Annotated in this window: 20 protein-coding genes; 12 read left to right on the forward strand and 8 right to left on the reverse strand. The window is 71.3% G+C overall.

Going from position 1 to position 23,894, the window contains the following annotated elements; all coding sequences use genetic code 11:
• The first annotated feature begins 1 nt into the window (after nucleotide 1).
• The 9 genes from uvrC to AC3RKB_RS16890 all read left to right on the forward strand — a co-directional run bounded on the left by uvrC (nucleotide 2) and on the right by AC3RKB_RS16890 (nucleotide 8,482).
• On the forward strand, nucleotides 2–1,933 hold the full coding sequence (gene uvrC, locus AC3RKB_RS16850) for an excinuclease ABC subunit UvrC (protein ID WP_491437389.1): 1,932 nt from the start codon (nucleotides 2–4) through the stop codon (nucleotides 1,931–1,933).
• Nucleotides 1,934–1,975: 42 nt separating this feature from the next.
• Nucleotides 1,976–2,848, forward strand: coding sequence for an RNase adapter RapZ (gene rapZ, locus AC3RKB_RS16855; RefSeq protein WP_491437390.1), 873 nt, complete (start codon nucleotides 1,976–1,978; stop codon nucleotides 2,846–2,848).
• Between the two features lie 43 nt (nucleotides 2,849–2,891).
• Nucleotides 2,892–3,872 (forward strand): DNA-binding protein WhiA, encoded by a 981-nt coding sequence (gene whiA / locus AC3RKB_RS16860; protein ID WP_491437392.1) that lies wholly within the window; start codon nucleotides 2,892–2,894, stop codon nucleotides 3,870–3,872.
• A gap of 129 nt (nucleotides 3,873–4,001) precedes the next feature.
• Complete coding sequence (locus AC3RKB_RS16865; protein ID WP_491437393.1) at nucleotides 4,002–4,628, forward strand: superoxide dismutase; 627 nt, start codon at nucleotides 4,002–4,004, stop codon at nucleotides 4,626–4,628.
• Nucleotides 4,629–4,735: 107 nt separating this feature from the next.
• A complete protein-coding gene (gene gap / locus AC3RKB_RS16870) occupies nucleotides 4,736–5,740 on the forward strand; it encodes a type I glyceraldehyde-3-phosphate dehydrogenase (RefSeq protein WP_491437394.1) in 1,005 nt (334 codons plus the stop codon).
• An 11-nt stretch (nucleotides 5,741–5,751) separates the two neighbouring features.
• Nucleotides 5,752–6,966 (forward strand): phosphoglycerate kinase, encoded by a 1,215-nt coding sequence (locus AC3RKB_RS16875; protein ID WP_491437396.1) that lies wholly within the window; start codon nucleotides 5,752–5,754, stop codon nucleotides 6,964–6,966.
• Nucleotides 6,957–7,745 (forward strand): triose-phosphate isomerase, encoded by a 789-nt coding sequence (gene tpiA, locus AC3RKB_RS16880; RefSeq protein ID WP_491437397.1) that lies wholly within the window; start codon nucleotides 6,957–6,959, stop codon nucleotides 7,743–7,745. Before AC3RKB_RS16875 ends, tpiA begins: the two co-directional genes overlap by 10 nt.
• A gap of 108 nt (nucleotides 7,746–7,853) precedes the next feature.
• Complete coding sequence (secG, locus tag AC3RKB_RS16885) at nucleotides 7,854–8,105, forward strand: preprotein translocase subunit SecG (RefSeq protein ID WP_491437399.1); 252 nt, start codon at nucleotides 7,854–7,856, stop codon at nucleotides 8,103–8,105.
• A gap of 11 nt (nucleotides 8,106–8,116) precedes the next feature.
• On the forward strand, nucleotides 8,117–8,482 hold the full coding sequence (locus AC3RKB_RS16890; protein ID WP_491437401.1) for an RNA polymerase-binding protein RbpA: 366 nt from the start codon (nucleotides 8,117–8,119) through the stop codon (nucleotides 8,480–8,482).
• Nucleotides 8,483–8,549: 67 nt separating this feature from the next.
• On the opposite strand, the gene pgl is transcribed toward AC3RKB_RS16890, so the two are convergent.
• The 6 genes from pgl to tkt are packed head-to-tail and all read right to left on the reverse strand — an operon-like array spanning nucleotide 8,550 to nucleotide 16,673.
• Nucleotides 8,550–9,320, reverse strand: coding sequence for a 6-phosphogluconolactonase (pgl, locus tag AC3RKB_RS16895; protein WP_491437403.1), 771 nt, complete (start codon nucleotides 9,318–9,320; stop codon nucleotides 8,550–8,552).
• 4 nt (nucleotides 9,321–9,324) lie between these two features.
• Complete coding sequence (locus AC3RKB_RS16900; protein WP_491437404.1) at nucleotides 9,325–10,284, reverse strand: glucose-6-phosphate dehydrogenase assembly protein OpcA; 960 nt, start codon at nucleotides 10,282–10,284, stop codon at nucleotides 9,325–9,327.
• Nucleotides 10,281–11,822 carry a glucose-6-phosphate dehydrogenase gene (gene zwf / locus AC3RKB_RS16905; protein WP_491437406.1) on the reverse strand — a complete coding sequence of 514 codons (1,542 nt, stop codon included), beginning with the start codon at nucleotides 11,820–11,822 and terminating at the stop codon, nucleotides 10,281–10,283. The genes AC3RKB_RS16900 and zwf overlap by 4 nt, the downstream gene beginning before the upstream one ends.
• Nucleotides 11,823–11,836: 14 nt before the next feature.
• A complete protein-coding gene (locus tag AC3RKB_RS16910) occupies nucleotides 11,837–13,441 on the reverse strand; it encodes a phosphoglucose isomerase-related protein (protein WP_491437408.1) in 1,605 nt (534 codons plus the stop codon).
• Entirely contained in the window at nucleotides 13,438–14,550 is a 1,113-nt protein-coding gene (gene tal / locus AC3RKB_RS16915) for a transaldolase (RefSeq protein ID WP_491437410.1), read from the reverse strand. Before tal ends, AC3RKB_RS16910 begins: the two co-directional genes overlap by 4 nt.
• Before the next feature lie 26 nt (nucleotides 14,551–14,576).
• Complete coding sequence (gene tkt, locus AC3RKB_RS16920) at nucleotides 14,577–16,673, reverse strand: transketolase (protein WP_491437412.1); 2,097 nt, start codon at nucleotides 16,671–16,673, stop codon at nucleotides 14,577–14,579.
• Nucleotides 16,674–16,957: 284 nt separating this feature from the next.
• Between tkt and AC3RKB_RS16925 the strand changes: the two genes are divergently transcribed.
• A complete protein-coding gene (locus AC3RKB_RS16925) occupies nucleotides 16,958–17,887 on the forward strand; it encodes a heme o synthase (protein ID WP_491437413.1) in 930 nt (309 codons plus the stop codon).
• A 102-nt stretch (nucleotides 17,888–17,989) separates the two neighbouring features.
• On the opposite strand, the gene AC3RKB_RS16930 is transcribed toward AC3RKB_RS16925, so the two are convergent.
• Nucleotides 17,990–18,229 (reverse strand): hypothetical protein, encoded by a 240-nt coding sequence (locus AC3RKB_RS16930; protein WP_491437415.1) that lies wholly within the window; start codon nucleotides 18,227–18,229, stop codon nucleotides 17,990–17,992.
• Nucleotides 18,230–18,372: 143 nt separating this feature from the next.
• Here AC3RKB_RS16930 and AC3RKB_RS16935 point away from each other — a divergent pair, with 143 nt between their 5' ends.
• Nucleotides 18,373–21,270 (forward strand): helix-turn-helix transcriptional regulator, encoded by a 2,898-nt coding sequence (locus AC3RKB_RS16935; protein ID WP_491437417.1) that lies wholly within the window; start codon nucleotides 18,373–18,375, stop codon nucleotides 21,268–21,270.
• Between the two features lie 12 nt (nucleotides 21,271–21,282).
• Here the strand turns inward: AC3RKB_RS16935 and AC3RKB_RS16940 are convergent, their stop codons facing one another.
• Nucleotides 21,283–22,221: a COX15/CtaA family protein gene (locus tag AC3RKB_RS16940; protein ID WP_491437419.1), complete on the reverse strand. Its 939-nt coding sequence runs from the start codon at nucleotides 22,219–22,221 to the stop codon at nucleotides 21,283–21,285.
• Between the two features lie 252 nt (nucleotides 22,222–22,473).
• On the opposite strand from AC3RKB_RS16940, the gene sufB reads away from it, so the two are divergent.
• Nucleotides 22,474–23,892, forward strand: a complete 1,419-nt coding sequence (gene sufB, locus AC3RKB_RS16945; RefSeq protein ID WP_491437421.1) for a Fe-S cluster assembly protein SufB — start codon at nucleotides 22,474–22,476, stop codon at nucleotides 23,890–23,892.
• Nucleotides 23,893–23,894 lie beyond the last annotated feature (2 nt).

Below are 23,894 nucleotides of genomic sequence, written 5' to 3' on the forward strand. Positions count from 1 at the left end.
GATGCGCACGACCGTCCCCTATCGGCCGCGGCCGGGGGAGATCCCGACCGACCCCGGCGTCTACCGGTTCCGCGACGCCGAGGGCCGGGTCCTGTACGTCGGCAAGGCCAAGAACCTCCGCGCGCGGCTGTCGAACTACTTCGCACCCCTGCACACCCTGCACGAGCGCACGCGTCGCATGGTCACGACCGCGGCATCCGTCGAATGGACCGTCGTCGCGAGCGACGTCGAGGCCCTCAACCTCGAGATCACGTGGATCAACGAGCTCAAGCCGCCGTTCAACGTCCGCTTCAAGGACGACAAGTCGTACCCGTACCTGGTCGTCACGCTTGCCGACGAGGCGCCGCGGGCGATGGTCTCGCGGAGGCGCGGAATCCCGGGCGCCCGGTACTTCGGCCCGTATCCCAAGATGTGGGCCGTGACCGAGATGCTCGAGATCCTCATCAAGCTGTTCCCGATCCGCACCTGCAAGGACAGCGACTACCGGCGGGCGATGGCCACCGGCAAGCCGTGCTTCGCGGGCCAGATCGGGCGCTGCTTCGGGCCCTGCTCGGGCAGGGTCACGATCGAGCAGCATCGGGCCAACGTCGACCGTTTCGTCGCGTTCATGCAGAACCAGGACCCTCGCATCGTTCGCGACCTCGAGCGCGAGATGCGCAACGCGTCGGCCGCGCAAGACTATGAGACCGCCGCCCGCAAGCGCGACCAGCTGCAGGCCGCCACCGCGTTCTTCGAGAAGAGCGCGGTCGTGCTCGGCGACCGCGTCGACCTCGACGTGTACGGCATCGAGCACGACGAGCTCGCGGCCGCGGTGCACCTGTTCATGGTCCGGGGCGGCCGCATCCGGGGCGAGCGCTCGTGGACGGTCGACAAGGAGCTCGACGTCCCGCTCGGCGAGCTCGTCGGCTTCGTGGTCGAGAACGCCTACGGCGACGGCCAGGCGCCGGCCCGTGAGGTGGTCGTGCCCGAGCTGCCCGACGGTGCCGAGGCGCTCGAGGCATGGCTGCGCGGACTCGCCGGTCGCAACGTGAGCCTTCGCGTGGCCCAGCGCGGTGCGAAGGCGCAGCTGCTCAACACTGCGACGCAGAACGCCCGGCAATCGCTCATGCTCTACAAGACCCGGCGCAGCGCCGACTTCACCGCGCGGTCGCGGGCGCTGGAGGACATCCAGGAGGCGCTCGGCATGACCGACGCCCCGCTGCGCATCGAGTGCTTCGACGTCTCGCACCTCAGCGGCACGAACATCGTGGCGTCGATGGTCGTCTTCGAAGACGGCCTGCCGCGCAAGGACGAGTACCGGCGGTTCACGATCCCGAACTCGACCGACGACACCGACTCGATCCACCAGGTCCTCACCCGGAGACTCGCGTACCTCTCCCAGCCGGTCGCGAATGGCGACCGAGCGAACGGCGACGGAGCGAACGGCGCCGACGAGGGCGGTGCGGATGGCGCGGCCTCGCCGCCGCGCCGTGCGAAGTTCGCCTACCGGCCCAACCTGCTGGTCGTCGACGGCGGACAGCCCCAGGTCGCCGCCGCCGAGCGCGCGCTCCGAGAGGCCGGCGTCGAGGGCGTCTCCCTGTGCGGCATCGCCAAGCGACTCGAGGAGATCTGGACCCCCGAGTCCGACTTCCCGGTCATCCTGCCGCGCAACAGCGATGCGCTCTTCCTCTTCCAGCGCATCCGCGACGAGGCGCACCGGTTCGCGATCACGCACCAGCGACAGCGGCGCAAGCGCGACATCGGTTCGATCCTGTCCGAGGTCCCCGGGCTCGGGCCCGCGCGCGTGAAGGCCCTGCTGACGCACTTCGGCTCGGTCGCACGGCTTCGCGGCGCCGACGAGGCCGCGATCGCCGAGGTTCCGGGAATCGGCCCGGCGCTCGCGACGAGCGTCCGCGCCCACCTGCGGGGAGAGGCCCGACCGGGCGGCGACTAGGCTGGGAGGCCGGGGGAGTTGCAGGAAGGGAGCGCCGACACCATGGGCGACGGCGACCGTCAGGAGATGCTCATCGTCACGGGGATGTCCGGTGCCGGACGGTCGACGGTGGCCGACGCACTGGAGGACCTCGGCTGGTACGTCGTCGACAACCTCCCGCCGCAGATGCTGCGCCCGCTCGTCGACCTCGCGGAGCGCGCCGGCGCGTCACTGCCGCGCATCGCCGCCGTCGTCGACATCCGCGGCGGCGGATTCTTCTCCGAGATCCGCGACGTCGTCCAGGTCCTCCGCAACGGCGTGAACGTCAGGGTGATGTTCCTCGATGCCGACGACGCCGTGCTGGTCCGGCGCTTCGAGTCGGTGCGGCGCCCGCACCCGCTCCAGGCCGACGGCACGCTCCTCGACGGCATCGCCGCCGAGCGGGCGCGGCTGGCCGAGGTGCGTGAGGCGAGCGACCTGATCGTCGACACCTCGAACCTGAACATCCACCAGCTGGCCAACCTCGTCACCGAGACCTTCGCCGAGGCCGGTCGCGCCGGGCTCCGGGTCGCCGTCCAGAGCTTCGGGTTCAAGTACGGGGTGCCGGCCGACGCCGACCTCGTCGCCGACGCGCGCTTCCTGCCCAATCCGTTCTGGAATGATGAACTGCGCTCGCTCACCGGCGAGGACCAGGAGGTCAGCGACTACGTGCTGGACCAGCCCGGTGCGCGCGAGTTCCTCGATGCCTACGTCGCCGCGCTGCGGCCCGTGCTCGAGGGCTACCAGCGCGAGAACAAGCGCCATGCGATGATCGCGATCGGCTGCACCGGCGGCAAGCACCGCTCGGTCGCACTGGTCCGCGAGCTCGCGGCGCGACTCCGATCGATCCCGGGACTGGCGGTCAGCGTCAAGCACCGCGACCTCGGACGAGAATGACCCGGCGCGACGCGCGCCTGCCGACGACAGAGAGGACGACCACGTGGCCCTGACGGCTGAGGTGAAAGAGGAGCTCGCGAGAGTCGAGGTGACGAAGACCTCGGTGCGTGCCGCGGAGCTCGCTTCGGTGCTCCGGTTCGCCGGAGGACTCCACATCATCTCGGGGCGGATCGCGATCGAGGCCGAGCTCGACTCGCCCACGATTGCCCGCCGCGTGACGCGCGACCTCGGCGAGCTGTACGGCGTGCGGCCCGACGTCTCGGTGATCTCGGCATCGGGGCTGCGTCGCACGAACCAGTACCTCGTGCGGGTGCTCGACGGCGGTGAGACGCTCGCCCGGCAGACCGGCCTGCTCGACGCCAGGCGACGACCCGTCCGCGGGCTGCCGAACAAGCTCACGACCGGATCGCGCGACGACGTCGCCGCGGTGTGGCGAGGGGCGTTCCTCGCGCGCGGCAGCCTCACCGACCCCGGCCGCTCGGCCGCGCTCGAGGTGACCTGCCCCGGCGGCGAGACCGCGATGGCGCTCGTCGGCGCCGCCGGCCGCCTCGGCGTGTCGGCGAAGGCGCGCGAGGTGCGCGGCGTGCACCGCGTCGTGATCCGCGACGGCGAGGCGATCAGCGCGATGCTCGCCCTCATGGGGGCGAGCGAGACCGTGCGCAACTGGGAGGAGCTGCGCCAGCGCCGCGAGGTGCGCGCGACGGCCAACCGGCTCGTGAACTTCGACGACGCCAACCTCCGCCGCTCCGCCCAGGCGGCGGTCGCGGCGTGCGCGCGCGTCGAGCGCGCCATGGAGCTCCTCGGCGACGACATCCCCGAGCACCTGAAGTACGCCGGCGAGTTGCGACTCGCGCACCGCGACGCGAGCCTCGACGAGCTCGGCCACCACGCCGACCCGCCGCTGACGAAGGACGCGGTCGCCGGCCGCATCCGCCGGTTGCTCGCGATGGCCGACAAGCGTGCCGCAGACCTGGGGGTCCCGGGCACCGAGGCGAACCTGCCGGCCGACCTCGACGACGTCTGAACGCTTCCCGAACGCGCTCCGAACGTCGTCAACCCCCGTCATGCGCCGCATGCACGGGCATAGGATCGAGGAAGCCGCGGTCCGCCCGGGCAGAGGTCCGGGTCGCCCGGCTGCTGACAAGGAGAAGCAATGGCTGACTACACCCTCCCTGAACTCGCCTACGACTACGGGGCGCTCGAGCCGTCGATCAGCGGCACGATCATGGAGCTGCACCACTCGAAGCACCACCAGGCCTACGTCACCGGCGCGAACACCGCGCTGGCGCAGCTCGCCGAGGCGCGGGATTCCGACAACCTCGCGAACGTGAACAAGCTCGAGAAGGACCTCGCGTTCAACCTCGGCGGCCACGTCAACCACTCGATCTTCTGGACGAACCTCTCGCCCGACGGCGGCGACAAGCCCACGGGCGAGCTCGCGGCGGCGATCGACGACCACTTCGGCTCGTTCGAGAAGTTCCAGGCGCACTTCACCGCGACCGCGCTCGGCGTGCAGGGTTCGGGCTGGGCCGTCCTGGCATGGGACTCGATCGGCCAGCGCCCGATCATCGTGCAGTTCTTCGACCAGCAGGGCAACCTGCCGGCGGGCATCGTGCCGCTGCTCATGCTCGACGTCTGGGAGCACGCCTACTACCTCGACTACAAGAACGTGCGTGCCGATTACGTGAAGGCGTTCTGGAACATCGTGAACTGGGAGAACGTCCAGCAGCGCCTCCAGTCCGCCACTGAGAAGACCTCAGGGCTGCTGCTACTGTCGTAACGCGGATGGTGTCCCCGGGCGCCGTCCCGGGGACACCGCCGTCCGATCAGCTCCACCAGATCCATCCCGATAGCGCGCTCGCGCCCGTCATGACAGGGGAGAAACCTGTGTCCGTAAAGATCGGCATCAACGGCTTCGGCCGTATCGGCCGCAACTACTTCCGAGCCGCCCTCGCCCAGGGCGCCGACCTGGAGATCGTCGCGGTGAACGACCTCACCGACAACAAGACGCTCGCTCACCTGCTCAAGTACGACTCGATCACCGGCCGACTCGACGCGACCGTCGACTACGACGACGAGCACCTCATCGTCGACGGCAAGTCGATCAAGGCGTTCGCGGAGCGCGACCCCGCGAACCTCCCCTGGGGCGAGCTCGGCGTCGACATCGTCATCGAGTCGACCGGGTTCTTCACGAAGGCCGCCGACGCGCGCAAGCACCTCGAGGCCGGCGCGAAGAAGGTCCTGATCTCGGCCCCGGCGACCGACGAGGACGCGACGTTCGTCATCGGCGTGAACGAGGACTCCTACGACCCCGAGAAGCACCACATCATCTCGAACGCGTCGTGCACGACGAACTGCCTCGCACCGCTCGCGAAGGTCTTCAACGACGAGTTCGGCATCGAGCGCGGCCTCATGACCACGGTCCACGCGTACACCGCCGACCAGAACCTGCAGGACGGCCCGCACAAGGACCTCCGTCGTGCGCGCGCCGCGGCGATCAACATCGTGCCGACCTCGACGGGCGCCGCGAAGGCCATCGGCCTGGTGCTGCCCGAGCTCGTCGGCAAGCTCGACGGGTTCGCGCTGCGCGTCCCGGTCCCCACCGGCTCGATCACCGACCTCACGGTCACCTCGTCGCGCCCGGTCACGGTCGACGAGGTCAAGGCCGCGTACAAGAAGGCCGCGGAGGGTCCCCTGAAGGGCATCCTCAAGTACACCGAGGACGACATCGTCTCGAGCGACATCGTGACCGACCCGCACTCGTCGATCTTCGACGCCGGTCTCACGCGCGTCATCGGCGACCAGGTCAAGCTCTCGGCGTGGTACGACAACGAGTGGGGCTACTCCAACCGACTCGTCGACCTGACCGAGTACGTCGCCGAGCGTCTCTGAATCGAGACGACGTGACCCTCCGAACCATCGATTCCCTGGGTCCGCTCGCCGGCTCGCGTGTCGTCGTCCGTTGCGACCTCAACGTCCCTCTGCAGGACGGGGTCATCACGGACGACGGCCGCGTGCGCGCGTCGGTCCCCACGCTCACCGCGCTCGTCGAACAGGGCGCCCGCGTGATCGTGATCTCGCACCTGGGCCGCCCCGAGGGCGCACCCGACCCGAAGTACAGCCTCGCGCCGGTCGCCGCGCGCCTCGGCGAGCTGCTCGACGCGCCCGTCGCATTCGCGTCCGACACGGTCGGCGACGACGCGGCGGCCAAGGTCGCCGTACTCGGCGACGGCGAGGTGCTCGTGCTCGAGAACCTGCGCTTCAACCCGGGCGAGACCAGCAAGAACGAGGCCGAGCGCACCGCGTTCGCCGGGCAGCTGGCCGAGTTCGCCGACGCGGTCGTCTCCGACGGCTTCGGCGTGGTGCACCGCAAGCAGGCCAGCGTGTACGAGCTCGAGCAGCTGCGTCCGAGCGCGGCCGGCCTGCTGATCGCGGCCGAGCTCGACGTGCTCGACCGGCTCACCGAGAACCCCGAGCGGCCGTACGCGGTCGTGCTCGGGGGCTCGAAGGTGTCCGACAAGCTCGGCGTGATCGAGCACCTGCTCCCGCGCGTCGACGCGCTGCTCATCGGCGGCGGCATGCTGTTCACCTTCCTCGCCGCGCAGGGCCACAAGGTGGGCTCGAGCCTGCTCGAGGCCGACCAGATCGACACCGTGAAGGGCTACCTCGCGGCCGCCACGGAGGGCGGCGTCGACATCGTGCTCCCGACCGACGTCGTGGTCGCCGCCTCGTTCTCGGCCGACGCCGAGCACCAGGTCGCCGCGGCCGACGCGATCGAGGAGACGCCGTTCGGCGCCTCCGGCCTCGGGCTCGACATCGGGCCCGACACGGCGGCCGCGTTCGCGGAGCGCGTCCGCGGTGCGAAGACCGTGTTCTGGAACGGCCCGATGGGCGTGTTCGAGCTCGCGCCCTTCGCCGAGGGCACGCGCGTCGTGGCATCCGCCCTCACCGAGGTCGACGGACTCAGCGTCGTCGGCGGCGGCGACTCGGCCGCGGCGGTGCGCCAGCTCGGCTTCGACGAGAGCGCCTTCGGGCACATCTCGACGGGCGGCGGCGCGAGCCTGGAATTCCTCGAAGGAAAGAAGCTCCCCGGACTGGAGGTCCTCGGATGGCAGTAGGCCGCACCCCGTTCATCGCGGGCAACTGGAAGATGAACCTCGATCACCTGCAGGCGATCGCGTTCGTGCAGAAGCTCGCGTGGAGCCTCGCCGACGCGAAGCACGACTTCGCCGACGCGGAAGTCGCGGTGTTCCCGCCGTTCACCGACCTGCGGTCGGTGCAGACGCTCGTCTCGGCCGACGACCTGCCCATCGGCTACGGCGCGCAGGACCTGTCGCAGCACGACTCGGGCGCGTACACCGGCGAGGTGTCGGGCGCGTTCCTCGCGAAGCTCGACTGCCGGTACGTGATCATCGGGCACTCCGAGCGGCGCCAGTACCACGCCGAGACCGACGAGGTCGTCAACGCCAAGGTCCTCGCCGCGCACCGCCACGGGCTCGTCCCCGTCCTGTGCGTCGGCGAGACCGCGGAGGACCTCGAGACGCACGGCGCGAGCGCCGTCCCCGTGGCGCAGCTGCGGGCGGCGCTCGCGGGCGTCGACGTCGCCAAGGGCCTCGTCGTCGCGTACGAGCCGGTCTGGGCGATCGGCTCGGGCCAGGCGGCCACGCCCGACCAGGCCCAGCAGGTCGGTGCGGCCCTCCGCGCAGTCCTCGCCGAGCTCGCGGGCGACGAGCTCGCGGCGTCGACGCGCATCCTGTACGGCGGGTCCGTGAAGGCGGCGAACATCGCGTCGTTCCTCCGCGAGCCCGACGTCGACGGTGCGCTCGTCGGCGGCGCGAGCCTCGACATCGACGAGTTCTCGAGCATCGTCCGCTTCAAGAAGCACGTCGGCGCCTGAGGCCCGGAACCGCGCCGCCCACCCCCGTCGCGACGTGGGGCGGGCGGCGCGGACGGCTATACTCGACTGGCGGCATCGACACTTCGTCATGCCCGGAAAGGTTTCACCGTGGAGATTCTCCAGGTCGTCCTGCAGGTGCTGCTCGGGCTCACGAGCGTCCTGCTCACGCTCCTGATCCTGCTGCACAAGGGTCGCGGCGGCGGTCTGTCCGACATGTTCGGCGGCGGCGTCACGTCGAACCTCGGCGCGTCCGGGGTTGCGGAGCGCAACCTCAACCGCATCACGATCATCCTCGGACTCGTCTGGGTGACGTGCATCGTCGTGCTCGGCCTCATCACCAAGTTCGACGCAGGGATCTGACGGAGGTCACCGTGGCATCAGGCAACAGCGCGATCCGGGGCTCGCGAGTCGGCTCCGGCCCCATGGGCGAGCAGGACCGCGGCTTCCACGCCGACCGTGTCGCCGTCAGCTACTGGGACGCCCAGGGCAACGAGACGGTGCGGTACTTCGCGGCGAACCTCCCCGAGGAGGAGATCCCCGACGTCATCGACAGCCCCTCGACGGGCCTGCCGGCGGGCCGCGACAAGGAGAACCCGCCCGCGGTCTCCAAGCTCGAGCCGTACAAGACGCACCTCGCGTACGTGAAGGAACGACGCACCGAGGAGGAGGCGGCCGCGCTCCTGGAGGAGGCGCTGCAGCAGCTCCGCGCACGCCGTGGCACGGCGTCGAAGGACTGAGTTCCACGCACTGCAACGAAGGAAGGGCCGCCCCGTCAGGAGCGGCCCTTCCTTCGTGTCTGCCGGGTCAGTAGTCGCGGGCGATGAGCGCGTCGGGGACCTCCGCCGCGGCATCCCGATCGACGAAGAACACCGTGCGGCGGCGGCCCTTGATGCCCGCGACGGGGACCTCGTCGCGGCTCGCACCCGCAAGCGCGAGACCGAGCGCGGAGGCCTTGTCGGCACCCGCGAGCACGAGCCACACGCGCTGCGACGCGTTGATCACGGGGCGCGTGAGGCTCAGCCGCTCGGGCGGCGGCTTGGGCGACTCGCGCACGGCGATGACCGGCCGGTCGACGACCTGGATGCCCGATCGGTGCGGGAAAAGGGAGGCGATGTGCCCGTCGGGACCGACGCCGAGGAAGACGATGTCGAACACGGGGTGCGGCAGCCCTTCGGCGCCGAAGCGCTCGAGCTCGGCCGCGTACGCGTCGGCCGCCTCGTCCAGCGTGAGGCCCTGGTCGGCGGCGGGGAACGGGTGGACGTTGCCCGCCGGCAGGTCGAGCGCGTCGAGGAGCGACTCACGCGAGAGGCGGTCGTTCCGATCGGCGTCGCCGTCGGGCACCCACCGCTCGTCGCCCCACCAGAAGTGCACGCGCTGCCAGTCGACCGACTGCCGCGCGGGCGACTCGCGCACCGCCACGAGCACCGCGCCGCCCATCGACCCGCCCGTCAGCACCACGTGCACGGTCTCCTGGACGTCGAGGAGGTCGAGCACCTTGGTGATGAACCGGGCGGCGACCGCCCCGGCCAGCGTCTCCTTGTCGGGATGGACGAGCACGCGGCGCTCGTTCGTCATTCGGTCACTCCTTCGTCGTCGCCCGGCGCTGCGAGACCAGCGCGAGCCCTCTCGTGATCACCTCACCGTACAGCTCATCGGGGTCGAGTCGACGCAGCTCGTCGGCAAGGCAGTCGCGGAGGCTGCGACGGGGGAGTGCGACGTCGTGCACGGGCTGTCCGGGCTGGCGCAGCGTGGCCACGCCGGGGTGATCGCGAACCAGCTCGATCCGCCCGGTCGGGCGGACGAGGTGCACGCCGTGGATGCCGTGCGAGCCGTGCTCGAGCCCCGTGAGCGTGCAGTCGGCCGGGGCGCCGAGCTGCATCGACAGCCACGCCGCGAGCAGCGTGGTCGACGGCGAGTCGACCGCGCCCGTCACGCTCACGGCGGTGACCGGCTCGTACGGCGGCTGGTCGAGCACCGCCGCGAGCTGGGCGCGCCAGAGCGTCAGCCGGGTCCACGAGAAGTCCGCGTCGCCCGGTCGGTAGCTCTCGGCGAGGTGGTCGAGCGCCGCCTGGGGGTCGGCCTGGGTCGAGGCATCCGTGATCCGTCGCTGCGCGATGCGCCCGAGGGGCGAGTCGCCTGGGACCGCGGGTGCGGCGCCCGGCCACCAGGTGACCACGGGGGCGTCGGGCAGGAGCAGGCCCATGACGAGGCTCTGCTCGTCCTGTGCGGCGTCGCCGCGCGCGCGGAGGATGATGACCTCGCTCGCGCCGGCGTCGCCGCCCACGCGGATCTCCGCGTCGATCCGGCTCTCGGCGGCGGGGGCGTCGTCCTCGTCCTCGGTCGAGACCACGATGACGCGCATCGGGTGCTCCCGAGATGCGTCGTTCGCCGCCTCGATCGCCTCCTCCTCGCCGTCGTGGGTGGTCGCGATGACGAGGGTGAGCACGCGTCCGAGGGCGACGACGCCGCCCTCCTCGCGGATCTTGACGAGGGTCTTCGACACCTGGCTCGTGGTGGTGTCGGGCAGTTCGACGATCATGGGCGCCTCCAGGTGCGTCCGTCGCGGGCGAGGAGCTCGTCGGCGGAGGACGGACCCCACGACCCGGGCTTGTACTGCTCGGGCTGGCCCTGCGTCTCCCAGAACTCCTCGATGGGGTCGAGGATCTTCCAGGAGAGCTCCACCTCCTCCTGCCGGGGGAAGAGCGGCGGGTCGCCGAGCAGCACGTCGAGGATGAGTCGCTCGTACGCCTCGGGGCTGGCCTCGGTGAAGGCGTGGCCGTATCCGAAGTCCATCGTCACGTCGCGCACCTGCATGCCGGCGCCGGGCACCTTGGACCCGAACCGGATGGTGACGCCCTCATCGGGCTGCACGCGGATGACGAGGGCGTTCTGGCCGAGCTGCGAGGTCTGGCTGTCGGCGAACACCTGCTGCGGCGCCCGCTTGAAGACCACGGCGATCTCGGTCACGCGACGGCCGAGACGCTTGCCCGCGCGGAGGTAGAACGGCACGCCGGCCCATCGGCGGGTGCCGATGAGCAGCTTCATGGCGGCGTAGGTCTCCGTCGTCGACGCGGGGTCCATGCCGTCCTCGTCGAGGAAGCCGATCACCTTCTCGCCGCCCTGCCAGCCGCCCGAGTACTGCCCGCGGGCGGTGGCGGCGGCCAGGTCGTCGGGCAGGCGCACCGCGCGGAGGGTCTTCTCCTTCTCGGCGCGCAGGTCGGCGGCGTCGAACGAGATGGGCTCCTCCATGGCGGTGAGCGCGAGCAGCTGCAGCAGGTGGTTCTGGATGACGTCGCGTGCCGCGCCGATGCCGTCGTAGTAGCCGGCCCGGCCGCCCACGCCGATGTCCTCGGCCATCGTGATCTGCACGTGGTCGACGTAGTTGGCGTTCCAGATCGGCTCGTACAGCTGGTTCGCGAACCGCAGCGCGAGGATGTTCTGGACCGTCTCCTTGCCGAGGTAGTGGTCGATGCGGAACACGGAGTCGGGCGGGAACACCGACGCGACCACGTCGTTGAGCTCGATGGCCGTCTTCAGGTCGGACCCGAAGGGCTTCTCGATGACGACGCGCCGCCACTGCCCGTCCTTCTGCTCCGTGAGCCCGGAGCGCTTGAGCTGCTCCGTGACGATCGGGAACGATTTCGGGGGGATCGACAGGTAGAACGCGTGGTTGCCCATGGTGCCGCGTTCGCGGTCCAGCTCCTCGACGGTCCGCCGAAGGCGCTCGAACGCCTCGTCGTCGTCGAAGGCGCCGGGGACGAAGCGGATGCCGCGGGCGAGCTGCTGCCACACGTCCTCGCGGAACTCGGTGCGGGCGTACTGCTTCACCGAGTCGTGGACGACCTTCTCGAAGTCCTGGTCCTCCCAGTCGCGGCGCGCGAAGCCCACCAGCGCGAAGCCCGGGGGCAGGAGCCCCCGGTTCGCGAGGTCGTAGACCGCGGGCATGAGCTTCTTGCGCGACAGGTCGCCGGTGACGCCGAAGATGATGAGGCTCGACGGGCCGGCGATCCGGTTCAGGCGGTAGTCCTTCGGCGACCGCAGCGGGTTGTGCGTCGCCGTGATCTCGACCGGATGCATGTGCGCTCCCGGGATCAGCCGATCGCGGAGCGCAACGACCGGAGGTCGGCGCTCGGATCGGTCAGGGTGAGCGTGAGCACCGGACGTCCGTGCTCGGCGAGCACGGACGCGTCACCGGAGGCCTGCGCGGCGATGAGCTCGCCGAACGTGAAGGGCCGCTCGGGGATCGCGAGGTCGTCGCCGGAGCGCTGCACGAGCTGCAGGAACACGCCGTGCGCGGGGCCGCCCTTGTGGTACTGGCCGGTCGAGTGCAGGAAGCGGGGCCCCCAGCCGAACGTGACCGGGCGGCCGCTGCGCGCGGCGAGCAGGTCGCGGAGTTCCTCGATCTCGGGGTGCGCGACGCGGTCGACGTAGGCCTGCACCGAGATGTACCCGTCTGCGGGCACCTCTTCGAGCAGGACCTCGATCGCCGAGGTGAGGTCGCTCGCGGCCCCGATCACGTCGGGCGTGCCGCGCACCTCGATGCCGTCGGTCACGAACGCGGCGGGCGCCGGCTCGGGACGCGCGTCGAGGAGGCCGCGCGCGGCGATCTTCGCCGACTCGACGTCGGGCTGGTCGAACGGGTTGATGCCGAGGATCCGGCCGGCGACGGCGGTGGCGTACTCCCAGACGAGCAGCTGCGCGCCGAGCGTGCCGGACACGCGGATCTCGCCGTCGGTGCCGTCGACGAAGCGGTGCGTGCCCGCGTCGTCGACGAGGCGCACGACCTGCACGTCGGCGGCGACATCCTTCAGCTCGGGCGCGTCGGGACCGAGGACGACGGGCAGGATGCCGGTGCCCTCCTTGCCCGTCGACTCGGCGATGAGCTGCTCGGCCCAGTCGGCGAAGCCCACGATGTGCGTGCCGTCGGCGACGATCGCGAGCTTGTCGCGGCGGGGCTCGGTCGCGGCGATCGCCGCGCCGAGGACGAGGCCCGGATTCTCCTCGGAGTCGACCGCGAGTGCGAGCTCGATCGACTCGGCCTCGGCGAGCAGCTCGTCGAGGTCGACGCCGGCGAGGCCCGACGGCACGAGCCCGAAGGCGGTGAGCGCCGAGTAGCGCCCGCCGACCGTCGGGTCCGCGTTGAAGACGCGGTAGCCCGCGGCGCGCGCGGACTCGTCGAGCGGCGAACCGGGGTCGGTCACGACGACGATGCGCGTGGCCGGGTCGATGCCCGCGTCGCGGAACGCCTGCTCGTACGCGCGGCGCTGCGAATCGGTCTCGACGGTCGAGCCGGACTTCGAGGACACGACGAGCGCGCTGCGCTCGAGGCGGTCGGCGAGCGCCGCCCCGACCTGGCCGGGCTCGGTCGAGTCGAGCACCGTGAGGTGCGCGCGCGCCGTGCGCGTGATGACCTCGGGCGCCAGGGACGATCCGCCCATGCCGGCGAGCACGATGTGGTCGACGCCGGCGGCGCGGAGCTCGTCGCGCAGCGCGGCGATCTCGGGCAGCAGCGGCCGGGAGACCGCGACGGCCTCGGTCCAGCCGAGGCGCTTCGAGGACTCGGCCTCGGCCTCGGGGCCCCAGAGGGTCGCGTCGAGCGCGGTGATGCGCGAGGCGACGTCGTCGGCGACGAGCTGCGGGACGACGCGGCGGACCGCGTCGGCGGCCGGGCCGCTCACGGAGATGCGGAAGCTCATCGTGCCGCCTCCAGCGCGCCGCGGACCGTCTCCAGCAGCTCCTTCCACGACACGATGAACTTGTCGACGCCCTCGCGCTCCAGGAGCAGGGTGACGTCGTCGTAGTCCACGCCGACCGAGGCGAGCGCGTCGAGCACGCGGCCGGCGTCGGTGTACGCGCCGGTCACGGTGTCGCCCTCGACCACGCCGTGGTCGAACGTGGCCTCGAGCGTCTTCTCGGGCATCGTGTTCACGATGCCGCGCGCGACGAGCTCGGTCACGTACAGGGTGTCGGGCAGCGCCGGGTCCTTGACCCCGGTCGACGCCCACAGCGGACGCTGGCGGTTCGCGCCGGCGTCGAGGAGGGCCACGGCGCGCGGGCTCGCGAACTGCTGCTCGTAGAGCTCGTAGGCCAGGCGCGCGTTCGCGACGCCGGCCTTGCTCTTCAGGGCGACGGCCTCGGGGGTGCCGATGGCCGCGAGGCGCTTGTCGATCTCGGTGTCGACGCGCGAGACGAAGAACGACGCGACCGAATGGATGGTCGAGAGGTCGTGCCCGGCCGCCTTCGCCTGCTCGAGCCCGGCGAGGTAGGCGTCGATGACCTCGCGGTAGCGGTCGAGGCTGAAGATGAGCGTGACGTTGACGCTGATGCCGGCCCCGATGACGGCCGTGATCGCGGGAAGGCCCTCGCGCGTGGCGGGGATCTTGATCATGACGTTGGGGCGGTCGACCTTCTCCCACAGGCGGTGCGCCTCGGCAATGGTCGCCTCGGTGTCGTTCGCGAGGTCGGGGGAGACCTCGATCGACACGCGGCCGTCGTAGCCGTCGGTGCGGTCGTAGACCGGCAGGAAGTGGTCGGCCGCGTCGCGCACGTCGTCGGTGGTGATCTCGAAGACCGCGCGGTCGACGTCGGCGCCGTCGGCGGCGAGCGCGTGCAGCTGCTCGCGGTACGACTCGCCGTCGGTGAGGGCCGTGGCGAAGATCGTCGGGTTGGTGGTGACGCCGACGACGTCGCGCTCGGCGATCAGCCGCTCGAGGCCGCCCGAGGCGATGCGCTGGCGCGACAGGTCGTCGAGCCAGATGCTCACGCCGGCCTGCGACAGGGCGGCGGTGGGGGTGTTGGTGCTCATGACAGTGGTCTCCTTCATGCTCGGACTCACGCGGAGGCGAGCGATTCCTTCGCGGCGGCGACGACGGCCTCGGCCGTGATCCCGAACTCGCGGAACAGCGTCTTGTAGTCGGCCGAGGCGCCGAAGTGCTCGATCGAGACGGCGCGGCCGTGCGTGCCGAGGTAGCGCTGCCAGCTCATGGCCAGGCCCGCCTCGACGCTCACGCGCGCGGTCACCGACGACGGCAGCACCGACTCGCGGTAGGCGGCATCCTGCTCCTCGAACCACTCGAGGCTCGGCGCCGACACGACGCGGGCGGCGACGCCCTCGGCGGCGAGCTGCTCGCGCGCGGCCAGCGCGACCTGCACCTCGGAGCCGGTGGCGATGAGGATCACGTCGGGCGTGCCCGAGGCCGCGTCGGCCAGCACGTACGCGCCCTTGCCGACGTTCGCCGCCGAGGCGAGCGTGTCGCCGGATGCCGCGCCGTCGCCGCGCTCGAACACCGGGATGTTCTGGCGGGTCAGCGCGATGCCCGCGGGGCCGCTGCGGCGCTTGAGGATCTCGAGCCACGCGTAGGAGGTCTCGTTCGCGTCGGCGGGGCGCACGACCGAGAGGTTCGGGATGGCGCGCAGGGTCGAGAGCTGCTCGATCGGCTGGTGCGTCGGGCCGTCCTCGCCGAGCGCGACCGAGTCGTGCGTCCAGACGAAGATCGACGGGACGCCCATGAGCGCGGCCAGACGGACGGCCGGGCGCATGTAGTCGCTGAAGATGAGGAACGTGCCGCCGAACGGGCGGGTCGGGCCGTGCAGCACGATGCCGTTCAGGATCGACGCCATGGCGTGCTCGCGGATGCCGAAGTGCAGCACGCGCCCGTACGGGTTGCCGCTGAACTCGTGCGTGGAGTGCTCGGCCGGGATGAATGACGGTGCGCCGTTGATCGTGGTCAGGTTCGACTCGGCCAGGTCGGCCGAGCCGCCCCACAGCTCGGGCAGGTGCGCCGCGAGCGCGTTGATGACCTTGCCCGATGCGGCGCGGGTCGAGACGTCCTTGCCGGCCTCGAACACCGGAAGCGCGTCTTCGAGGCCCTCGGGCAGCTCGCCCGACTCGAGACGGTCGAGCAGCGCCTTGCGCTCGGGGTTCGCGGCGGCCCAGGCGTCGAACGCCTGCTGCCATGCGGCCTTCGCCTCGGCGGCGCGGTCGCGCGCGTTGCCGCGCGTGTGCTCGATGACCTCGTCGGCGACGGCGAAGTGCTGCTCGGGGTCGAATCCGAGCACCTCCTTGGTCGCCGCGAGCTCCTCTGCGCCGAGCGCGGAGCCGTGGATCTTGCCGGTGTTCTGCTTCTTCGGCGCGGGCCAGCCGATGATCGTCTTCAGGACGATGATCGACGGCTTGCCGGTCTCGGCCTTCGCGGCCTCGATCGCGTCGTTCAGCTCGGCGACATCCTCGACGTACTCGCCGGACTTCTTCCAGTCGACCGTCTGGACGTGCCATCCGTACGCCTCGTAGCGCTTGGCGACGTCCTCGGTGAAGGCGATGTCGGTGTCGTCCTCGATCGAGATCTGGTTCGAGTCGTAGATCACGACCAGGTTGCCGAGCTGCTGGTGGCCGGCGAGCGAGGATGCCTCGCTGGTGACGCCCTCCTCGAGGTCGCCGTCGCTCGCGATGACGTAGACGTGATGGTCGAACGGGCTCTCGCCGGCGGGCGCCTCGGGGTCGAACAGGCCGCGCTCGTAGCGGGCCGCGTACGCGAAGCCCACCGCCGAGGCGAGGCCCTGGCCGAGGGGACCGGTCGTGATCTCGACGCCGTCGGTGTGCCCGTACTCGGGGTGGCCGGGGGTCTTCGAGCCCCAGGTGCGGAGCGACTCGAGGTCGGCGAGCTCGAGCCCGTCGCCCGCAAGGTAGAGCTGGACGTACTGCGTGAGCGAGCTGTGACCGGCCGACAGGATGAACCGGTCGCGCCCGAGCCAGCGGTGGTCGGCCGGGTCGCGGCGCATGACCTTCTGGTAGAGGAGGTAGGCGGCGGGAGCGAGGCTCATCGCCGTGCCGGGGTGGCCGTTGCCGACCTTCTCCACGGCGTCGGCGGCGAGCACGCGCGCCGTGTCGACCGCGCGGTCGTCGATGGGGTCCCAGTGCAGAGGTGCCACGGGTTGCTGTTCCTTCCGGTTGTGACGGGCGTCGGGGAGCTCTTCTTCCGGCTCCCGACCCGCCGGGAAACGCGACGGCGCGGTGGAGCCCGGCGACCGATCCGGTCATGCGTCAGGTGGAGTGGCACGTCGAATCCGCGCCTCCGGGCGCGCTGGCTTCAGTATATGGAGTACCCCTCACTGTGTGACGGGGCTTGACGCGTCCGGAGGCCGGCGGGGGCATGTCCTAGAATCGAACGGGATGCGCGCGCCCGCCGTTCGCGTGCGCCCCGGAAGAGGAATGCATGCACGCCGCGCCGATCACCCGTGACGCTCGTCCGACCCGTCCGTCGACGGGCCTGCGACGCAAGGTCGCCGCCTACGTGGCCCTCACGAAGCCCCGGGTCATCGAGCTCCTCCTGGTGGTCACGGCGCCCACGATGATCCTCGCGTCGAACGGCCTGCCCGATCTGTGGCTGCTCATCGCCACCCTGATCGGCGGCGCCATGAGCGCCGGTTCGGCGGGCGCCTTCAACTGCTACATCGACCGCGACATCGACCGGGTCATGAAGCGCACCAAGGGCCGCCCGCTCGTCACCGGCGAGCTCACCGACCGCGAGGCGCTCGTGTTCGCCTACGCGCTCGGCATCGCCTCGATCGTCTGGCTCGGCGTGTTCACGAACTGGGTCGCCGCGGGGCTCTCGCTGCTCGCCATCCTGCTCTACGTCGTCTTCTACAGCCTCATCCTCAAGCGCCGCACCGCGCAGAACATCGTCTGGGGCGGCGTCGCAGGCTGCATGCCCGTGCTGATCGGCTGGGCGGCGGTGACCGGCAGCCTCGACTGGGCGCCGTTCATCCTGTTCCTCATCATCTTCCTCTGGACGCCGCCGCACTACTGGCCGCTGTCCATGAAGTACAAGGACGACTACGCGGCCGCCGGCGTGCCCATGCTCGCCGTCGTGCGCGGCCGTGCGCAGGTCGGCCTGCAGGTCATCCTGTACGCCTACGCGACCGTCGCAGCCTCACTGCTCCTCATCCCCGTGGCCGGCATGGGGCTTCTCTACTCGACGGTCGCGCTCGTGACCGGCGTGTGGTTCATCGCCGAGTGCCACCGCCTCTACAGCCTCGCCATCCGCGGCGTCGAGGTCTCGCCGATGCGCGTCTTCCACGGCTCGATCGTCTACCTGTCGCTGCTCTTCCTCGCCGTCGGCATCGACCCGCTCCTGCCGTTCTGATCCTGCTGCCGTCCTGATCCGATCGGGCGCCGGTCGTCGAGCGGTGCAGCGCGCCCGGAGGCTCCACCCCTCGCCTCCGAGCACGTGCGAGCGCGGCGCGGATCAGCGCCGTTCCGGGATGTGGGACGGGGCGGGGACGCCGGCGCCGGTCAGGTCGTCGCAGCGGATGAACTGGGTGCCGATCCGTTCGAGCGGGCACCGGTCGTCGTCGATCGCCTGCACGGCGGGCGTCGTCGCCGGATCCGGTCGCGCGGACGCGGGGGTGGTTGCGAGGGCCGCGAGCAGGGCGGCAGCGGCGGCGGAGGCGAGCGCCGACGCGGTGAGGGTGGTCGTGATGCGCATGATCCTGTTCCTTCCGGGATGGTGCCGACCGTGGTCGACGCCGACGACGATGCGCCCCTCGCGGTGAGGCCGGATCGGGCGGTACTCCTGAGATCGACGACGAAAGTCCTGATTCTCCAGCCCGTCGGTGCCAGACTGGTCGGGTGGTCGTGCCAGCCGCGACCGCCGGGCCGCCGTTGGTCGGCCGCGAGCGGGAGCTCGACATCGTGGGGGGACTCCTCGACCGGGCCTGGGTCGAGGAGGCGCAGACCCTTGTGGTCTCCGGCGACGCGGGCGTCGGCAAGACCGCGCTCGTCGCGACGGCCTGCGCGGCCCGCGACGGAGAGGGCGTGACGCTCGTCGGCGCGTGCCTGCCGCTGACCTCGATGTCCATCCCGTTCCTCCCGATCCGGTCCGCGCTTCGCGCCGACCGCCGGTTCGCCACGCCGCCGGTCTCCGCGTCGGACGGCGGTGAACGGGACTTCGCGGTGCGCTTCGACGCCTGGCTCGACGAGCAGTGCGATCGGCAGCCGATGACGCTCGTGGTCGACGACGTCCAGTGGGCCGACCGCAGCACGCTGGACACGCTCATGTACGCGATCGCCGGCCCGGCGGCGCGTCGCCTCGCGATCGTCGTGACGCTGCGGGCCGGCGAGGTCGGTCTCGGCCATCCGCTGCAGCGCTGGCTCGCCGACATCCGTCGCCTGCCTCGCATGACGGAGCTCGCGCTTCCCCCGCTCGACCGCGCGGGGACGGCCGCGCAGGTCCAGTCGCTGCTCGGCACTTCGCCGCACCAGTCGCTGATCGACGATGTGCACGCGCGCAGCAGGGGCAACCCGTACTTCACCCGCCTGCTCGTGGCTGGCCTCCCTGCGGACGCGCGGAGCGTCCCGGCCTCGTTCCCGGCCGACCTCAGCTCGGCGGTGCTCCAGTCCTGGTACCGGCTCTCGGAGCCCACGCGTCATCTCGCGATCGTCCTCGCCGTCGGCGGGCGTGCGATGCGGGCCGACGACCTGGCCGCGGTCGTCGGCGACGTCGACGTCGCGTCGACCCGCGCGCTGCTGTCCGAGGCGGTGGAGGCGGGAACGCTCGACCTCCTCGAGGACGGGACCTTCTGGTTCCACCACCCGTTGAACGCGGAGGCGCTCGAGGCGGCGCTCGGGGCCGACGAGCGCCGCGAGTGGCACCGGCGGTTCGCCGACGCGATGGAGACGGACGGACGGGAGGCGATCACCGTGTCGACGGCCGTCGCCGTCGCAGACCACCGTCATCGCGCGGGCGAGGTGCGCGCCGCCTTCGACTGGGCCCTGCGCGCGGCGAGCGCTGCCGGCGAGGCGGCGGGCACCGCGGAGGAACTGCGCCTGCTGCGGCGGGCCGTGGCACTGCGGGCGGAGCTGCCCGGTGCCGAGCCGTCGGTCGATGAGCTGCTCCGACGGCTCCGGCGCACGGCCGCGGATGCCGGCGCCACGGGGGATGAGCTCGAGGCCGTGGAGATGATGCTCGAGCGTGTCGACGCGGACGCCGACCCCCTCCGGGCTTCCGAGCTCCGAGTGCGCCGGATGCACCTGCGCTTCATGCGGGGTCTGTCCTTCATCGAGGCGGGCGAGATGGAGGAGGCCGTGCGGCTCGCGTCATCCGACACGACCAGTCCCGAGTACGCGCTCGCCCTGGCCGAGCTGGCGCACGCGGAGCAGTGGGAGGGCCACGCGGTCGCCGCCGTGCACGCCCGCGAGGCGGTGGAGGTGGCTCGCGCGGCCGCCGACCCCAGGGCGCTGTCGATCGCGCTCGCCGCCAGTTCCATGGCCGCGAGCTTCGCGGAGGACTTCACCAGTGCCGCGGACCTCGGCCGGGAGGCGTTGGCGCCCGCGTTGCAGGCACGTGACTGGTGGGCGTACGTGCACGCGGCCATGTGGGAGGCGAACGCGATCGAGACCTGGGCGAGCGAGGCCTACGCCCTGCGGATGCGCGACCGGCGCCTGGAACTGGAGGCGCACGGCGGGCCGCACCCGTACATCGCGTGGCTGTCGGCGGCAGAGGCGCTCTCGCGGCTGACGAGCGGAGCATGGCGGGAGGCCGACGAGCGGCTCCGCGTGGCGCTCGGTTCCGATCCCGGACCGATCGGAGACGTCGAGGCCCGACTCGCGGCGGCCCGGCTCGCCGTGCTCCAGGGACGCCAACGCGACGCGGAGGGGCACCTGCTGCGGGTCGAGGAGCTGATCGTCGACGGCTCGGCGTTCCTGGCCATCGAGTACGACGCCGTTCGTGCCGAGGTCCGCCTCGGGGCCGGCGACGCCGAGGGCGCGTACCGGGCCGCACTCGCGGGCGCCGTCGATCGGGGGACGCCGCCGACCATGGCGGAATGGCTCCTGCCGTTCGCGGCTCGGGCCCTGGCCGATCAGGCGCAGGCGGCGCGGGACGCCGGAGCCTCGGCCGACGAGGTGCTCGAGACCCTGGACGCACTCGTCGAGCGGTTCCCGCACGTCATCGAGGACGTCGGGACGTGGACGGAGCTCATGGGCCGACAGGTCGCCGCCCTCGACGCGGTGTACGCCGCGGAGTGCGCTCGCGCCAGGGATGCCGCGGATGCGGCGGAGGCGTGGTCGCTGGCCGTGGAGCGCTGTTCGGCGGCCCGGCTGCCGTGGGAGGAGGCGTACGCGCGGTGGCGGGCCGCGGAGGCGCTCCTGGGACGCGGCGCGGATCGGCCGGCCGGCGCCGACATGCTTCGCCGTGGCCTCGCGCTCGCCCGGCGCCTCGATGCCCGCCCGGTCGAGGACGAGCTCGTCGACCTCGCGCGGCGCGCCCGGGTGCCCGTCGAGGAGCCCGCCCCCGCGGCATCCGACGCGACCTCGGCCGTGCCGGGGCTCACCGAGCGCGAGCGCGAGGTGCTCGGACTCGTCGCAGTCGGGCGCACCTACGCCGAGATCGCGCGCACCCTCATGATCAGCGAGAAGACGGTGAGCACCCACGTCTCGCACCTGCTCGCCAAGACCGGCGCGGCGAACCGGGTCGAGCTCGCGCGACTGGTCCACCGGTTGGACGAGCGCGAGGCCTCCGCCCGATGACGATCCGCCGGGTCAGCGGGCGGATGCCTCGACCGCGGCGTCGCTCGCTGCGGCCTCCGTCGTCACCGGGCGCGTGAGCTTCAGCACGAGCACGGTCATCGCGGCGGCCGTCAGGGCAGCGAGCACCATGTGGACGCCGACGGCGAGCGGCGGCAGGCCGTTGCGGGCCTGGTAGAGGCCCACGGCGATCTGCACGAGCTCGACGCCGAGCACGACGAGCGACCAGCGGAGCGTGGGCAGCCTGAGGCGCCACGCGCCGACGACGAGCGCGACCGTCAGCGCGAGCAGCGCGTAGCCGGGCCAGGCGTGCACGTGCTCGAGGAGTTCGGCGTTGTAGCCGGTGCGGCCCGCGTCGGCATCGCCCGAGTGCGGACCCGACGCGGTCGTCAGCACGCCGAACACGATCGAGACCGCCAGGACCGCCGTCGTCGCGTGCGTGAGCGCGGCGTACCAGCCCGGCACGGCGCGCTCCCGCGGACCGGGCACGGCGTCGAGGCGTACGAGGTAGGCGGCCGCGACGCAGACGAGCAGGAGCGAGGCGACGTAGTGGAAGCCGACGATGAACGGGTTCAGCCCGGTCCACACCGTGACGCCGCCGACGATCGCCTGGGCGACGATGCCGAGGACGACGACCAGCGCCAGCGTCCAGAGGTCGCGGCGCTCGCGGCGCAGGCGCCAGATGGAGAGCACGACGAGCAGCGCGACGATGCCGACCACGCCGGTCATGAGCCGGTTGCCGAACTCGATGATGCCGTGGATGCCCATCTCGGGCGTGGTCACGAGGGAGTCCTCGGTGCAGAGCGGCCAGGTGGGGCAGCCGAGGCCCGAACCGGTCAGCCGGACCGCGCCGCCCGTGGCGATGATGATCGTCTGCGCGAGGAAGGACAGCCATCCCACCACCCGCACGCGGCGGTCGATGCGGTCGGGCAGCCAGGCGATGACGCGATTCACGCTCGTGGGTTCCTGATCCGGGTCGCAGTGGGAGGGTTCTGGGAGTCGGGACTCCGGGACCTTGGACCCTATAGACTTGGTGGGTTGGCACAGGCCGATGCGCGCGCCTCGGCGCGGCAACGGCGCACAGCCATTGTAGGTTCGCGACGACGCCACCCGCACATCACCCCACGACTGCATCGGCACCTCGACCGGGCGGCAGGGGTGGGCCGGACTGATATCCGGTGCGCGGGGAGGGAGAAGAGGGAGAGCATGACGGACGTATTGATCGACCGCCCCGAGTTGGAGGGGCTCGGCACGTACGAGTTCGGCTGGTCCGACTCCGACGTCGCCGGGGCATCCGCTCGCCGCGGCCTGTCGCCCGAGGTGGTGGCCGACATCTCTCGTCTGAAGGACGAGCCCGAATGGATGCTGCAGCGTCGCCTTCGCGCGCTCCAGCTGTTCGACCGCAAGCCGATGCCGTCGTGGGGCGCCGACCTGTCCGACATCGACTTCGAGAACATCAAGTACTTCGTCCGCTCCACGGAGAAGCAGGCCCAGACCTGGGAGGACCTGCCCGAAGACATCCGCAACACGTACGAGCGCCTCGGCATCCCCGAGGCCGAGCGCCAGCGCCTCGTCGCCGGCGTCGCCGCCCAGTACGAGTCCGAGGTCGTGTACCACCAGATCCGGGAGGACCTCGAGCAGCAGGGCGTCATCTTCCTCGACACCGACACCGCGCTCAAGGAGCACCCCGAGTTCTTCGAGGAGTACTTCGGCACGGTCATCCCCGCCGGTGACAACAAGTTCGCCGCGCTGAACACGGCCGTCTGGTCGGGCGGCTCGTTCGTGTACGTGCCGAAGGGCGTGCAGGTCGAGATCCCGCTGCAGGCCTACTTCCGCATCAACACCGAGAACATGGGCCAGTTCGAGCGCACCCTCATCATCGCCGACGAGGGCTCGTACGTGCACTACATCGAGGGCTGCACGGCTCCGATCTACAAGTCCGACTCGCTGCACTCGGCCGTGGTCGAGATCATCGTGAAGAAGAACGCCCGCGTGCGGTACACGACGATCCAGAACTGGTCGAACAACGTCTACAACCTCGTCACCAAGCGCGCCGTCGCCCACGAGGGCGCCACCATGGAGTGGATCGACGGCAACATCGGCTCGAAGGTGACGATGAAGTACCCGTCGATCTTCCTCATGGGCGAGCACGCCAAGGGCGAGACCCTCTCGGTCGCGTTCGCGGGCCCGGGCCAGCACCAGGATGCCGGCGCCAAGATGATCCACATGGCGCCGTACACGCAGTCGTCGATCGTCTCGAAGTCGATCGCGCGCGGCGGCGGCCGGGCCGGCTACCGCGGCGAGGTGCGGGTCGATGCCAACGCGCACCACTCGGCCAACACCGTGCGCTGCGACGCGCTCCTGGTCGACACCATCTCGCGTTCCGACACGTACCCCGCGATCGACATCCGCGTCGACGACGTGCAGCTCGGCCACGAGGCGACCGTCTCGAAGGTCAGCGAGGAGCAACTGTTCTACCTCATGGCCCGCGGCATCCCCGAGGATGAGGCGATGGCCATGATCGTGCGCGGCTTCATCGAGCCGATCGCGCGCGAGCTGCCCATGGAATACGCGATGGAACTCAACAAGCTCATCGAGATGGGCATGGAAGGATCGGTCGGCTAGGA

The organism is Agromyces capsici, from assembly GCF_058349965.1.